The sequence below is a fragment of the Sulfurimonas sp. genome (genome assembly GCF_023229025.1).
Classification (GTDB): domain Bacteria; phylum Campylobacterota; class Campylobacteria; order Campylobacterales; family Sulfurimonadaceae; genus Sulfurimonas.
In genome coordinates, this window is the sequence record NZ_JALOAA010000015.1 from 1 (window position 1) to 13,173 (window position 13,173).

General features: G+C 36.0%; 18 protein-coding genes and 1 pseudogene. 15 read left to right on the forward strand and 4 right to left on the reverse strand.

The features are described from left to right. Positions 1-353: pseudogene (locus M0Q20_RS05165) on the forward strand (bifunctional phosphoribosylaminoimidazolecarboxamide formyltransferase/IMP cyclohydrolase PurH); the annotation flags it as partial. 91 nt (positions 354-444) lie between these two features. Here the strand turns inward: M0Q20_RS05165 and M0Q20_RS05170 are convergent. Next, a complete protein-coding gene (locus M0Q20_RS05170) occupies positions 445-648 on the reverse strand; it encodes a hypothetical protein (protein WP_295059104.1) in 204 nt (67 codons plus the stop codon). Positions 649-775: 127 nt separating this feature from the next. Here M0Q20_RS05170 and htpX point away from each other — a divergent pair, with 127 nt between their 5' ends. The 3 genes from htpX to M0Q20_RS05185 all read left to right on the forward strand — a co-directional run bounded on the left by htpX (position 776) and on the right by M0Q20_RS05185 (position 3,052). Further along, positions 776-1,651 carry a protease HtpX gene (gene htpX, locus M0Q20_RS05175; protein ID WP_295059105.1) on the forward strand — a complete coding sequence of 292 codons (876 nt, stop codon included), beginning with the start codon at positions 776-778 and terminating at the stop codon, positions 1,649-1,651. Positions 1,652-1,729: 78 nt separating this feature from the next. Further along, positions 1,730-2,626, forward strand: coding sequence for a J domain-containing protein (locus M0Q20_RS05180; protein ID WP_295059106.1), 897 nt, complete (start codon positions 1,730-1,732; stop codon positions 2,624-2,626). 48 nt (positions 2,627-2,674) lie between these two features. Next, positions 2,675-3,052, forward strand: coding sequence for a helix-turn-helix transcriptional regulator (locus M0Q20_RS05185; protein WP_295059107.1), 378 nt, complete (start codon positions 2,675-2,677; stop codon positions 3,050-3,052). A gap of 12 nt (positions 3,053-3,064) precedes the next feature. On the opposite strand, the gene murA is transcribed toward M0Q20_RS05185, so the two are convergent. Beyond that, positions 3,065-4,342: a UDP-N-acetylglucosamine 1-carboxyvinyltransferase gene (murA, locus tag M0Q20_RS05190; RefSeq protein WP_295059108.1), complete on the reverse strand. Its 1,278-nt coding sequence runs from the start codon at positions 4,340-4,342 to the stop codon at positions 3,065-3,067. Positions 4,343-4,428: 86 nt separating this feature from the next. Between murA and M0Q20_RS05195 the strand changes: the two genes are divergently transcribed. From M0Q20_RS05195 to M0Q20_RS05245, 11 genes are all read left to right on the forward strand, one after another. Continuing rightward, on the forward strand, positions 4,429-4,857 hold the full coding sequence (locus M0Q20_RS05195) for a hypothetical protein (RefSeq protein ID WP_295059109.1): 429 nt from the start codon (positions 4,429-4,431) through the stop codon (positions 4,855-4,857). Continuing rightward, positions 4,850-5,389 (forward strand): hypothetical protein, encoded by a 540-nt coding sequence (locus M0Q20_RS05200; RefSeq protein WP_295059110.1) that lies wholly within the window; start codon positions 4,850-4,852, stop codon positions 5,387-5,389. Before M0Q20_RS05195 ends, M0Q20_RS05200 begins: the two co-directional genes overlap by 8 nt. After that, the gene (locus tag M0Q20_RS05205) at positions 5,383-6,102 is read left to right on the forward strand and encodes an exonuclease domain-containing protein (RefSeq protein WP_295059111.1); all 720 of its coding nucleotides are present in this window, start codon (positions 5,383-5,385) and stop codon (positions 6,100-6,102) included. The genes M0Q20_RS05200 and M0Q20_RS05205 overlap by 7 nt, the downstream gene beginning before the upstream one ends. Before the next feature lie 35 nt (positions 6,103-6,137). Beyond that, entirely contained in the window at positions 6,138-6,503 is a 366-nt protein-coding gene (locus M0Q20_RS05210) for a hypothetical protein (RefSeq protein WP_295059112.1), read from the forward strand. Further along, positions 6,493-7,083, forward strand: a complete 591-nt coding sequence (gene rsmD, locus M0Q20_RS05215; RefSeq protein WP_295059113.1) for a 16S rRNA (guanine(966)-N(2))-methyltransferase RsmD — start codon at positions 6,493-6,495, stop codon at positions 7,081-7,083. The genes M0Q20_RS05210 and rsmD overlap by 11 nt, the downstream gene beginning before the upstream one ends. 46 nt (positions 7,084-7,129) lie before the next feature. Further along, a complete protein-coding gene (locus tag M0Q20_RS05220) occupies positions 7,130-8,173 on the forward strand; it encodes a flagellar basal body P-ring protein FlgI (RefSeq protein ID WP_295059114.1) in 1,044 nt (347 codons plus the stop codon). 17 nt (positions 8,174-8,190) lie between these two features. After that, a complete protein-coding gene (locus M0Q20_RS05225; RefSeq protein WP_295059115.1) occupies positions 8,191-8,475 on the forward strand; it encodes a rod-binding protein in 285 nt (94 codons plus the stop codon). Positions 8,476-8,641: 166 nt separating this feature from the next. Then, complete coding sequence (locus tag M0Q20_RS05230) at positions 8,642-8,851, forward strand: flagellar biosynthesis anti-sigma factor FlgM (RefSeq protein ID WP_295059116.1); 210 nt, start codon at positions 8,642-8,644, stop codon at positions 8,849-8,851. Positions 8,852-8,882: 31 nt separating this feature from the next. Continuing rightward, positions 8,883-9,311, forward strand: coding sequence for a hypothetical protein (locus M0Q20_RS05235; protein WP_295059117.1), 429 nt, complete (start codon positions 8,883-8,885; stop codon positions 9,309-9,311). 1 nt (position 9,312) lies between these two features. Continuing rightward, the gene (gene flgK, locus M0Q20_RS05240; RefSeq protein WP_295059118.1) at positions 9,313-11,196 is read left to right on the forward strand and encodes a flagellar hook-associated protein FlgK; all 1,884 of its coding nucleotides are present in this window, start codon (positions 9,313-9,315) and stop codon (positions 11,194-11,196) included. A 7-nt stretch (positions 11,197-11,203) separates the two neighbouring features. Beyond that, positions 11,204-11,998 carry an ABC transporter permease gene (locus tag M0Q20_RS05245; RefSeq protein ID WP_295059119.1) on the forward strand — a complete coding sequence of 265 codons (795 nt, stop codon included), beginning with the start codon at positions 11,204-11,206 and terminating at the stop codon, positions 11,996-11,998. Here M0Q20_RS05245 and trpA read toward each other — a convergent pair. Then, entirely contained in the window at positions 11,995-12,735 is a 741-nt protein-coding gene (trpA, locus tag M0Q20_RS05250) for a tryptophan synthase subunit alpha (protein WP_295059120.1), read from the reverse strand. The two genes, M0Q20_RS05245 and trpA, sit on opposite strands and share 4 nt — an antisense overlap. Continuing rightward, on the reverse strand, positions 12,732-13,136 hold the full coding sequence (locus M0Q20_RS05255) for an Hpt domain-containing protein (RefSeq protein ID WP_295059121.1): 405 nt from the start codon (positions 13,134-13,136) through the stop codon (positions 12,732-12,734). Before M0Q20_RS05255 ends, trpA begins: the two co-directional genes overlap by 4 nt. Positions 13,137-13,173: the final 37 nt, after the last annotated feature.

The following is a 13,173-nucleotide window of genomic DNA, read 5'->3' on the forward strand; positions in this document are numbered from 1 at the left end:
AGAAAAAAGATATGGAGATAGCTTACAAAGTGGCATCTCTTACAAAATCAAACTGCGTTGTATATGTTAAAAACTCTGCTATGGTAGCAGTTGGAATGGGCATGACAAGCCGTGTTGATGCTTCACAGTGCGCCTTGAAAAAAGCTAAAGAGATGGGGCTTGACGTAACGGGTGCCGCACTTGCAAGCGAAGCGTTCTTTCCATTTCGTGATAGCATAGATGCAGCTGCAGAAGCGGGCGTAAAAAGCGTAATAGAGCCAGGCGGAAGTATCCGTGATGACGAGATTATAGAGGCTGCAAACGAGTTTGGCATGAGCTTGTATTTCTCTGAAGTTCGCCATTTTCTACATTAAATATATCTCTAAGTCAAGCACTCTGCTTGACTCTTTAAAGACAAACAAAGCGTATGCAAAAAGCATAGACTCTCTTAAGAATATTAAAAAATTATTTTTCTTTGCTTTCTTCTTCTTGAAATAAATTCCAAAACCATACACTAGGTGCTAATACTGTTTCGATGACCGCACTTACGACCGTTGCAGGAGCATAATAAAATGTTGATGATGCTGTGCCATCTTTTCCCATCTCTTTTACAAATGAAGTTGTAGCCGAATAATATTTAATTTTATCGGCATTAACCGTACTGCTCAATAGTAACCCCACAACCAATAAAAACATTATCTTCCTCATAGCAACTCCATGTAATAATTTTGAGATTATTCTACCATATTATTTACTTATATATCTTAAAATTCTTAAAATTTTAAAGGGGAAAACAATGTTTAAAAGAATAGGGCTTTTTTTGCTCACAAACTTGGGGATAATAATTGTTTTAGGTGTTGTTGTCAATATTTTCGGACTGAACAATTTTTTAAATGAAAACGGACTGGATTTAGTTTCTCTTTTTGTTTTCTCTCTGGTAGTAGGCTTCACAGGCTCAATAATCTCACTTCTTATGTCAAAAAAAATGGCCAAGATGGCGGTGGGAGCGAGAGTTATAATAAATCCAACAAATCAGGAAGAGCTGTGGTTAATGGAGAGCGTTGCCAAGATGTCTGCAAAAGCCGGCATAAAGATGCCAGAAGTAGCGATATTTGAAGATATGAGTCCAAACGCTTTTGCAACAGGAGCTTTTAAAAATGATGCTTTAGTTGCGGTAAGCCGCGGGCTTTTAGGAAGCATGAATAAAAAAGAGGTCGAGGCGGTACTTGGACACGAGATAGGTCACGTTGCAAACGGAGATATGGTAACTCTTACCCTTCTGCAAGGTGTTGTCAATACTTTTGTGGTATTTTTTGCCCGTATTATAGGCTATGTGATTGACAGAGTAATTCTGAAAAACAGAAGCGAAGGAGTAGGCATCGGCTATATGGTTGCAACTATTTTAGCTGAGATAGTATTGGGTGTGCTAGCCATGATGATAGTGATGGCTTTTTCTAGGTATAGAGAGTATAGAGCTGATGAGGCAGGCGCATATCTCTCAACTCGTGATAATATGATAGCCGCGCTTCAAGCACTTGCACGCTCGAAGCAGAAGCCGCATCTTCCGGAGTCAATAAAGGCTTTTGGAATTAATGGTAAAGGGCTCGTGGCACTTTTTAGTACGCATCCTCCACTTGAGGATAGAATAGAGAAGCTAAAAAGAGTGCAATAAAGTTGATTGACTTCCACTCAACTCTTATGATATAATTTTGCTTAAATAAACAGTAATATAAATTTTAGGAAAAAAATAATGAGTAAATCTTTATACGAAACATTAGAGATCTCTGAAGGTGCAAGTGAAGCAGAGATAAAAAAGGCGTACAGAAAATTAGCAAGAAAGTATCATCCTGACGTAAACAAAGAAAAAGATGCGGAAGATAAATTTAAAGAGATTAATGCCGCATATGAGATTTTAAGCGATAAAGAAAAGAAGGCGCAGTATGACATGCATGGGGATAACATGTTTGGCGGGCAGAATTTCCATGACTTTTCGCAATCTTACGGTGGGGGGCAAGCTGATTTAGATGAAATCCTAAGAAGTATGTTCTCAGGCGGCGGTGGATTTGGAAGCAGTGGATTTGGCGGCGGCGGATTTAGTAGTAGAGGTTTTGGCGGCGGCGGTTTTTCGCACCAAGAACAGCCAAATCTTGATATAGAGACAAGCGTTACTATACCCTTTAGTGTCTCGATTTTAGGCGGTTCACACTCTGTTTCGATTAATGCGGATAGATTTGACATTAAAATTCCGGCAGGCGTGAAAAGCGGTGAGAAGATGCGCGTTAAAGGAAAAGGGCATGCGCAGGGTGGAAGAGCAGGCGATCTCTTTTTAAAGATAAATGTTGCTCCGAGTCCGGAATATATTAGAGAAGATGACGATTTGATTAAAAAGTTTGATCTGCCTCTTTATGCGGCGCTTTTTGGCGATAAAGTCTCTATAAAGACTTTGGATAAAGAGATTAAATTAAAAATTCCACAAAATACTAAAAACACTCAGAGATTTCGCGTAAAAGAGATGGGTGCGATGAATCGTAAGACAAAAGTGCGTGGAGATTTATATCTTGAAGCCAATATAGTTCTACCAAAGGTTGAAGATTTGGATGAAAAATTGATAGAATTAATGAAAGAGAAGTTGCCTAAAGATATATAGGCTCATGAGCAGTAATTTTCTGCAAAATAAAATTAAGGAGAAGAAAAGATGATACATCCGTACGACGAACCTGTTTATTTGATTAGTATTGTTGCGAAAGTTTTAGATATACATCCGCAAACTCTAAGGCAGTATGAGAGAGAAAATCTTATAACTCCATCAAGATCAAATGGTAGGATAAGGCTATACTCTCAAAAAGATATAGATAGGATTAAGTTGATTTTGAGGTTGACTCGTGAACTTGGGGTAAACTTGGCAGGGGTTGATATCATTTTAAGATTAAAAGAGAATGTTGATAATATGGAGCAAGATATCATAGATCTTAAAAATGAGGTTTTAAAAGCTAAAAACTCTCAAACAGTCTCTAGTGATAAAGCGTTAGTAACTAAAAAAAGTCTCTATGAGATGATAATTTTTGAAGATTAACTATTTTGTAGACTATTTCTCTTTAAGTCTTTTTATATCTGCTCCAACATTTTGAAGTTTCTTCTCTAGAGAGTCATAGCCTCTATCAAGATGATAAATACGATGTACATCAGTTACCCCATCTGCAACAAGTCCAGCTAAAACAAGTGCACTTGAGGCTCTTAAATCAGTTGCCATAACATCTGTACCGCTTAATTTTGACCTTCCGTTTACGGTTGCTATATTTGCATTTAGTGTTATATCTGCACCCATTCGTTGAAGTTCGCTTACATGCATAAACCTGTTTTCAAAAAGCCTCTCTTCTATGATAGAAGTGCCATTTGCTTGTGTTGCTAGTGCTAAAAATTGAGCCTGCATATCTGTTGGAAATGCCGGATACTCTTGGGTTACTATTTTGACCGGTTTTATAATTTCTGAGGGGTGTATAGTTATCTTATTCTGAGTTATTGTAAATTTACTTCCCATCTCTTGGAGTTTAGATAAAACAGCATCAAGGTGTTTGGCATTTACATCTTTTAGTGTTAACTCTGACCTAGTTATTGCAGCTGCACAGAGATAAGTTCCCGCTTCGATGCGATCAGGGATAACATTAAACTCATCAATATGTAGAAGTTTTCCGGCACTTCCATGAATTTTTAAAACAGCAGTAGCAATTCCCTCTATCCTTATGCCGTTCTTATTTAGAATCTCACAAAGTTGAACGACCTCAGGCTCTCTTGCTGCATTTGTAATTGTAGTTACTCCATCTGCAAGAGCTGCCGCCATTATTATATTTGCAGTACCCGTAACGGTTATTTTGTCAAAAATAATATCACATCCCTTTAGACCTTGCGGGGCAGTTGCATGTATATAACCGGCTTCAATATTAATTATAGCGCCCATCTGTTCTAGTGCTTTTAAGTGCAAATCAACTGGACGTTGTCCTATAGCACAACCTCCCGGAAGTGAGACTTCGCAATGCCCAAACCTAGCTAAAATAGGACCTAGAACAAGGATAGATGCACGCATAGTTTTTACTATGTCATATGTTGCTTTTGTCTGAGTCAGAGTTGTTGTGTCAACTGTTGTTACATTCTCTTCTTGGCTCCATGATGATGAACACTTCGCGCCTAAGTTCGAGAGAAGCTTCAATAGAGTATTTATATCCGCAACATGTGGAAGGTTTTTTATAGTTACACTGTTTTTAGCTAATATTGTCATAGCTATCAGCGGAAGGGAAGCATTTTTAGCACCGGAAATTTTTATCTCTCCACTTAGAGAGGCAACTTTTTTAATCTGTAAGTAATCCATAATAATCTTTTTGTTTTAAATGTGAAATTGTATCTAAAATAGTTTTGCTTTTTGGTATAATCACTTAAGTAGAGCTAGGAGTAGTGATGAGTACAGCTTTAGATAGATTAAAAAGTATTACAAATAAAATCTCTAGTTATGAACGTGCTAGAAAAGATAATTTGCTTCTTTTGCAAAATCTCTATAATGAGCTTGGAATAAATGAGAAAGTTGATGTTTTTAGCGACCTATTTAATTTTAAAGCAATAAACCTCTCCGGAGCTTCACTCCTTAGCGAAAATCTCGGTGAGATTAAAAAAGACAAGTATATGCAGATACTCGCAATTGGCTACGATAAAGAAGCAGTTGTAAAGAGTAAAAATATATCTTTGGGCTACTTTGGAAAAGCTCAAAACGTTGATGAGAAGTTAAAGAACAAAATAGTAGAGTTTATTATCCGTTTTAGGTTTGAAAAGAGCTTTATGACGCTTGAACACTACTACTCCATGCTGGAGTCTTTTAAAGCAAATGAGTAAATTCTACCTTCTACTTTGGCTTATATGGGCATCTCGCCTTACATTTTTTAGTATTTTTTTTGCTGCACTTCTCTCATCTTTAGTAACTATATTTATATATTTTTATAGAGGTATGCCAGAGCTTAGTAGTGAGGTTTACGGTGCACTTTTTGATATTTTTTTATTTTGGTTCCCTATTTTTTGGTCTTTAACAATTCTGCTGACTCTCTTTAGAGGCTTAAAATATATTTTTAATATCTGCTTGGGAGGTTTTGAGCTTAAGCTTTTGACATGTGACGGTAAGAGCGAGATAGAGCAGATAGGTTATGGGGATTTAGTAAAAGTTTGGAGAAAATGGCTCATGTTAATAGTGTGGCTGGTAGGTTCTATTATGATTTTAGCACTTATCTATACAAACCTTTTAACATCATACAGTGGAGTGTTTGAGTGGTTTAACATCTACTGGCTCTACGGTTTCATACTTCTAAGCGGATACTTCTCATTTATCATCATGAGTTCTAAATGTGACAAAATAAAGATTGTTGCATGTTGATATTTTTGGATTTAGAGACAACAGGCTTAGACAGCAGCGACAAAATCTGCTCTATAGGCATAATCGGAGTTCAAAATACTCAAACTACCTCAATATATGAACTTCTAAACGAAGGTAAAAAAATCTCATCTAAAGCTTCAAGCATAAATCATATTACAAATGAGATGATTAAAGGCAAGCCCATGCTAAAACAGAGCAATGCATGGAGATTTCTACAAGAGTTTAATAATGAAAACTCGACAATAGTTGCGCATAAGGCAGGCTTTGATCTTGCTATGCTTCAAGCCTCAGGGTTTACATGGCATGGTAAAATAGTTGATACGCTTAGAGTTACAAAGCATCTTATTGCTGAGTGTGAGCAGTTCTCTTTGCAGTTTTTAAGATATGAGTTAAAACTCTATAGGCATGAGCAAAAAGAGGCTTTGGCTTGCTCCATAGATGAAACTGCTATAGTTGCACACAGTGCACTTGGTGACGCTCTTGTTGTCAAGCTTCTTTACCAGTACCTCTTAGAGATAAAGGATAAAGAGAGATTAATTGAATTAACGCAAAAATATGTAGTGATGCAAAAGTTTGATTTTGGAAAATATAGCGGTCGATATATTGAGGAGATAAGCATGGTTGACAGGGGTTATCTGGAGTGGATGCTTTTAAATATTGCCGACTTGGATGAAGATTTGAGATATACACTTAAAAGATATTTACATGATTGATGTGTTATACTTCAATCAAAAAACAAAGGAGTGTTTTGAGAGTAGCCGTTGAGTGCAAATCCCCTTTAATGCAAAGGTCATTAGAACTATTTTTAGGTAAGTACCTTACTCCCGTCAAAAATTGTGATATTCTTATTAGGGATGCAAAATGTTTTGAAGATGAGAGATGTTTTTATATCTCAAGCGATAAAGAGGCGGATTTAGTTAAACCTTTTTCAAAGTCTCAACTGATTTTAGCGCTTGAAAAAAGATATAAAGAGATGAATATATCAGAGACCAAAGAGAGTGTTTTAGAAGAGGAAACTATTGATTTTGAAATTTTAGAAAAACGTATTGAACAATTAAGTAAAGAGTATCAGGCAAATATTTTAAAAGCAGTGCGCGCATTTTATGAAAAGTAAAGTAATAAATAAAAAAATAATATCGGGAAAATTTAAAAACAAAACTCTAAAACTCCCCTCAAAAACAACTACAAGAAGCTCAAAGGCGATAGTGCTTGAGTCCTTTTTTAACACTCTGCAGTTTGAGATAATTGACTCTACTTTTGTAGAACTCTTCTCGGGTAGCGGCTCTATCGGGCTAGAAGCACTTAGTCGGGGTGCAAAAAAGATTATATTTATGGAGCGTGACCGCCAAGCCCTAAAGATTTTAAAAGAGAACATCGCTCAAACCGACCCCTCTTTATGCGAGATATATAGCGGTGATACATTTTCAAATATCACAAGTGTCGTAAAGTCACTGCAGAAAAAAAATGAGCAGGCTTATTTTTACATTGACCCGCCATTTAATATAAGAGAGGGGATGGAGGATATTTATGATAAAACTATCTCTTTGATAGCCTCTTTGCCAAGCGAGTGTGTAAAGCTTATAATAATTGAGCACATGAGCGGTTTAGAAATTCCTGAAAATATTGGTACCTATAGAATAAAAAAATCTAAAAAATTTGGAAACACCTCTCTGACCTATCTTCAAAGTGAATAAAGTGGAATAAATATTGCTTTAACATCGTTATATTGAAGGATTAGCGATGAGAACGATTATTTTATTTCTACTAACTGCTACTATTATCTATGCTGCTAAGATAAGTGATGTAGCAAGCATTGTTGGAGTTAGAGATAACCACCTTATTGGCTACTCGCTTGTTGTAGGTCTGAAGAAAACAGGTGATGGCACAACTTCAAAATTTACTCTTCAATCAATTGCAAATATGCTAAAAGCTATGAATATAGATATGAACTCTATTGATATAAAATCAAAGAACGTAGCAGCAGTAGTTGTAACGGCAGAACTTGCTCCTTTTGCTAGACAGGGAGATAAGATAGATATAACAGTCTCATCCATCGGTGATGCAAAATCTTTAGAGGGTGGAACACTTCTTATGACCCCTCTTAAAGGGGTTGACGGTAAAATTTATGCACTTGCTCAGGGTGCTATTAGTATAGGTGGAAAAAACTCTCAGGGTGCAAGGGAATCGCATCCGACAGTGGGTTTGATTTATGACGGTGGTCTGGTTGAGAGAGAGATAAGTATAGATCTCTATAATCAAGAGCATGTGACACTATCATTAAGAGATGCCGATTTCAAAAATAGCGTTACGATCCAAAAAACCTTAAATGAGATTTATAGTACTCAGGTTGCGGTAGCTATGGATTCTAAAACAGTAAGGCTAAGAAAACCTAAAAACAGAAGTATGATAGAGTTTTTAGCAGAAGTTCAAGAGATAGACATGGACTATAATGTAAAAGATAGAATAGTCATAAATGAGAGAACCGGGACAATTATTTCCGGAGTCGGTATAGAGATAAAACCAATTGTTATGACGCATGGCGATATAACAATAAAAATCACAGAACAAGATGACTTAAGCAGACCGGCAGGCTCTATAGGTGTGGATGAGAACATGGTAATTGGGCTTAATGAAAATGAGCTATATACAAAAACCGGAACTACGACAGTAGCAAACCTAGTTCGCTCTTTGCAAAAACTTGGAGCCACGCCAAAAGATATTATCTCAATTATAGAAGCAATTAAGAGCGCAGGTAGTATATCTGCCGAGTTAAAGTTAATCTAATGTATGGAGCAGACATCATGAATATAGATACACAGTTTCTTGCACAACAGCATCAACTTCCTAAGATTGACCCAAAAGCTGAAGATGCAAAATTAAGAGAACAGACGGATGCTTTTGAATCTGTCATTTTAAAGATGTTGATGGATGATGCGATGAAGGATGAAAAAAATCTTTTTTCACAGACGAACGACCCAGGTGACAAGATATATAAATCCATGTATAGGGAGGAGCTCGCAAAGGCAAGTGCCGGAGGATTTGGATTTTCTCAAATGCTTTATGATTTTTTGAGCCAAAAGCAGTAGGCTTTCTTTAGAAAAGTAGCGAAAGCGGTTTTGCAAAGCAAAAACTTTCTTCAGAAAAGCAGTAGGCTTTCTTTAGATAAAGTAGCAAAAAAAACTAATATTTTATCTTGTTTTGCCGATATAGTTAGTAGAGAATTATATTTAAAATAGGATAAAAGGATAGATTATGATTTCACAAGTTAATGCAGCAGGTGTTCGTACCGCTTATGCCAATGATTTTGGAGAGAGCAAAGAAGTTTCGAAAAAAGAGAAAACAACAATTTCGCAACAGGGTGATACAAGTAAAGTTGAACGGATAAAAGAGGCTCTTGAGTCCGGTGAATATAAAATAGACCTACAAGCTCTCTCAGAGAAAATAGCTCAAGAGCTGATATAGGTTTTTAAACAAAAAGAGTGAGGAGTATGACATGTTGTCTTACCATTTAAAAAGTGCTATAGGTGATTTAAGAGATTTAGTAAAAATTACGGAATCTGATATAGAAGATATACAGATAGCAAGTCATAATCCTCAATTTGACAGATTAAAGCTAAAAGAGGAGAAGCTTAAGAGCTTTGAGTCAAAAAAAGCAATGATTGACCATGAAATATCTGCTCTTATTCGTCTAAACCCTGAAGCTGAGTTGCCTGCACTATTAAATGAGGAGCAGCATCTTATGTTAAATGAGTTAAAAGTAGAACTCTCAAATCTTCATAACACAAATAAAAAATATGCAAAATTAGTATTGGCAGTTAGTAATTTATACAATACATTTTTAGAAAATTTAATTCCTACTGAGATGCAAGGTTACAATAAAGTCGCCTCAAAAGATTCGACTATATTGAAAGTGAGAGTTTAAAATGGGATCAATATTTAATACATTAAACATTGGCTACAGCGGTCTAGCGGCTGCTCAAGTCGGAGTAGATACTACCAGTCATAATATAACAAATGCAGAGAGTGAAGGTTACACAAGGCAAAGAGTAGTTACAGCCGCAGCAACTCCAATTCACTCCTCTTACGGAAATCTAGGAAACGGTACTCAGATAACAGATATTTCAAGAGTATTTGATAGTTTTGTTTATGATAGATATACAGGTATATCTGCAGATAAAGAGTACTCTGATTTTACAAAATCTACTCTTGAAGAGCTATCTACCTACTTTCCGGAAATTGATGATGTTGGAATAAAATCTGATTTAAGAGAGTACTACAATATGTGGCAAACATTTTCAGATAATCCTGATAATGATGCTATTAAGTTAGCACTTGCAAAGCAGACTGAAACACTCTCAAGTAGTATAACTAGCGTACAAAATAAAATTGTTAATCTCCAAAAAAGCACTAATGATCAACTAACTGCAAATGTAAAAGAGGTAAACACACTTGCTGAGGAGTTGGCAAATGTAAATAAATCCATAGAGGTTGCAGAAGCGGGTGGCGCATATACTGCAAATGATTTAAGAGATAAAAGAAGTTCACTTGAGATGAGCTTAGCAAAACTAATTGGTGCAGAGTCAAATAGCGGTGAGATAAAATCAAATGTCGTAGTCGATAGCTCATCAAATGAGAAATATAGTAGTTATACACTAAGCGTAAACGGATTTAATATAGTAGATGGAGGCTCATTTCATCCTATTCATATATCTAATGATAATAATCCAAACGGCTTTTATGAACTCTCTTATGAGAGACAAGACGGCGTGTTAATACCGATGAATGAGAGCATTAATGGCGGTAGAATAGGTGCTATCTTAGACTTAAGAGGAGATAAGAGAGGGGATGATTTATCCGGTGCTCCAAGTAATGGTGTATTGCAAAAGGTCATAGACCAGATGGACTCTTTTGCTTCAACGTTAATAGAGTCAACAAATAATCTATACGCCTCTAGTGTTACAACCAAGATGGAGTCCAATTCACTTGATATTAACAATACTCAATCATTAGTAAACTCATCCCTTAACATCAAAGAGGGTTCATTTGATGTACTAATGTATGATATTGATGGAAATATAACCGCAAGAAGAACAATAGATATAAATAGTGCTACATCAATGGCAGGAGCTGTGGGTTCTAACTCAATAGAGGGGCAGTTAAAAGCACAAGGCGATGACAACAGTGATGGAAATGCTAATAACGACATTGATGATTTTATACAGTTTAATTGGGCAACATATCCAGATGGCAGCAATGCAGTAGAGTTCATTATGGACCCTGCTTATGCGGCTAAAGGGTATACTTTTTCAATTGAAGATAATTTAAAAAATGAAGATTTTGATTCAGGTACAAACTTTGCAGGAGCTCTTGGACTAAATAGATTTTTTGATGGAAGCAATGCAAAAGATATAGATCTTAATTTTAAACTAAAAGAGAGTCCTACTGAAATATCAGCCGGTAGATCATCGGTTACCGGAGATAATCAACTCTCCCTTGATATGATTCAGCAACAGTTTGAGACATATGACTTTGAAGTTGGGAGTGCAACATATAACTCTACCGTTTATGGAATGTTTGATGTTATCGCGACTGAAGTCGGAGTAAATACTAATCAAGCAATAATTAATAATGAAACAATAACCGCGCAGTACAATGCGATAGAGTTAGAGTACTCCTCTATCTCAAAAGTTAGTATAGATGAAGAGTTGACAAATCTAATAAAGTATCAAACATCTTATAGCGCAGCTTCAAAGATAATTACTACTGTTGATCAGATGATGCAGACACTACTTGGAATGAAACAGTAGCCTATAAATGCCTAAATTTAGTATATTTATACTCTTTTTTGTCTTTGTATTTTCATTTTTTGGTTCACTTTTTTACTCTGCTGATGCCTATTTACTAAATAGCAATGCTATTTTACTACCGCCTTCCGCAGAGAATTTGCTGGGTACCGATAGGCTGGGTAGAGATATTTTAGCACGCTTAATTGAGGGTGGAAAAGTATCACTTCTTATTGGAGTCGGGAGTGCGTTTATTGCCTCAATGATTGGACTTTTTTTAGGCTCAATGGCTGGATATTTTCGTGGAACTATTGATAAAGGTTTTGTTGTTTTAGTAGATTTATTTTTGACTTTCCCTACATTTTTTCTTCTTTTAGCTCTTGTTAGTTATGTTAATGCTTCTGCTTGGGTTTTGATTGTAATTATATCTATAACAGGATGGATGACTACCGCAAGGCTAATACGCTCTGAGAGTTTTCAAATAACATCGCAACCCTATATAAAAATATTAAATGTTGCAAAAGTAAGCAGATTAAAGATACTTTTTAAATATTATGCTCCTCTGCTTGCTCCTATATACTTTGTGAGCTTTACATTCGGTGTAGGAGGCGCAATTTTAGCAGAATCGGGGCTTAGCTTTTTAGGGTTAGGAATTGTTGCACCGCAGATGAGTTGGGGTACGATACTTAGCAGCGGTAAAGATGTTGTAGAGATTGCATGGTGGGTTAGTTTCTTCCCGGGACTTATGATATTTTTGGTTACATTTTCTTTAATAAATATCTCAAACTATCTTCAACAAATAACAAACAAAAAAGAGATAAATTAGCTATTTATTTCACTTTTTATTATTTTTGCAAGTTCGTTACAGCTTTGTATCTTCTGTGTGTAGTTTAAATCATCATTGAGCAGTATCTCAACAAAAGCACTACCGACTATTACTCCATCAGCTCCTTTTACTTTCTCTTTTGCAGTTTTTTGGTTCACGCCAAATCCGACATAAATAGGTGTCTTTGAGTACTCTTTTATAGAACTTAGTGTTGGTTGAAGATCTTCAGATACTCCTGAGCCTGTTATCCCTGCATAAGCTACCATGTATATAAACTTTTTTGAATTCTCAACTATTGTTTTAATTCTCTGTGGAGTGTCTGTCGGTGCAACAAAGCTGATGTTAGATAGATTGCTCGAGTCAAATAGTTTCTTATAAGCCAGAGTCTCTTCATGTGGGAGATCGGGGATTATAAAACCGCTTATGCCAATCTTTTTTGCAAGAGGAATTAGATTATTTAAATCTTGCTGATAAAAACTATTAAAATACCCCATCCATAAGGTATCAACTTTTGGGGCAATCTCTTTAGATATCTCTAAGAGATGTTTAAATTTAAAGCCAAGCTCAAGTGCTTTATAGTTTGCTTTTTCTATTAGCGGACCATCGGCTACGGGGTCAGAAAAAGGCACTCCTAGCTCTACGGCATCAACGCCACTCTCGCCAAGAGAGAGTGCCAAATCAGTACTAAAGGATTTTTCCGGATAACCGGATGTTATATATGCCACTAATTTTTTCAACTGCTCTCCAAATCTGGTAATTTAAGTAAAGAATATTTTATATGTGTCAAATCGTTATCATATTTTAGGTCATCTCTCCAGATTGCAAACATATCACTAATGCTAAGAAGCCAGTTTATAGTCTCTTCATTAACGCTTTTGTGCCTCGTTCTGATTGTCTCAAGAGTATCCTCTACAAAAGCCGAGAGTTTTGACATCTGTGTGATTTTTAAGTAGCTTGAAGCGGATTTGATATTATGAAATACACGAAAGAGCTCATTTATACTTATCTTATACATATCTTTTTTTGACAAATCTATAATCATGACCTCCATGTAGTCAACCATCATGGAGTAGTGGTCTAGAAACTCATCGACTATCTCATAATCAAAGTTGGAATCTAAATCACTTCTTACACCCATACAATATTTCTCCTATATGGCTAAAATTATAGCAATA

Bases quoted from the DNA above. Each gene is read 5' to 3' on its own strand.
- htpX (WP_295059105.1), top strand. From the start codon at position 776: ATGTTTAAAAGAATAGGGCTTTTTTTGCTCACAAACTTGGGGATAATA.
- M0Q20_RS05180 (WP_295059106.1), top strand. From the start codon at position 1,730: ATGAGTAAATCTTTATACGAAACATTAGAGATCTCTGAAGGTGCAAGT.
- M0Q20_RS05185 (WP_295059107.1), top strand. From the start codon at position 2,675: ATGATACATCCGTACGACGAACCTGTTTATTTGATTAGTATTGTTGCG.
- murA (WP_295059108.1), bottom strand. From the start codon at position 4,342: ATGGATTACTTACAGATTAAAAAAGTTGCCTCTCTAAGTGGAGAGATA.
- M0Q20_RS05195 (WP_295059109.1), top strand. From the start codon at position 4,429: ATGAGTACAGCTTTAGATAGATTAAAAAGTATTACAAATAAAATCTCT.
- M0Q20_RS05200 (WP_295059110.1), top strand. From the start codon at position 4,850: ATGAGTAAATTCTACCTTCTACTTTGGCTTATATGGGCATCTCGCCTT.
- M0Q20_RS05205 (WP_295059111.1), top strand. From the start codon at position 5,383: ATGTTGATATTTTTGGATTTAGAGACAACAGGCTTAGACAGCAGCGAC.
- rsmD (WP_295059113.1), top strand. From the start codon at position 6,493: ATGAAAAGTAAAGTAATAAATAAAAAAATAATATCGGGAAAATTTAAA.
- M0Q20_RS05220 (WP_295059114.1), top strand. From the start codon at position 7,130: ATGAGAACGATTATTTTATTTCTACTAACTGCTACTATTATCTATGCT.
- M0Q20_RS05225 (WP_295059115.1), top strand. From the start codon at position 8,191: ATGAATATAGATACACAGTTTCTTGCACAACAGCATCAACTTCCTAAG.
- M0Q20_RS05230 (WP_295059116.1), top strand. From the start codon at position 8,642: ATGATTTCACAAGTTAATGCAGCAGGTGTTCGTACCGCTTATGCCAAT.
- M0Q20_RS05235 (WP_295059117.1), top strand. From the start codon at position 8,883: ATGTTGTCTTACCATTTAAAAAGTGCTATAGGTGATTTAAGAGATTTA.
- flgK (WP_295059118.1), top strand. From the start codon at position 9,313: ATGGGATCAATATTTAATACATTAAACATTGGCTACAGCGGTCTAGCG.
- M0Q20_RS05245 (WP_295059119.1), top strand. From the start codon at position 11,204: ATGCCTAAATTTAGTATATTTATACTCTTTTTTGTCTTTGTATTTTCA.
- M0Q20_RS05255 (WP_295059121.1), bottom strand. From the start codon at position 13,136: ATGGGTGTAAGAAGTGATTTAGATTCCAACTTTGATTATGAGATAGTC.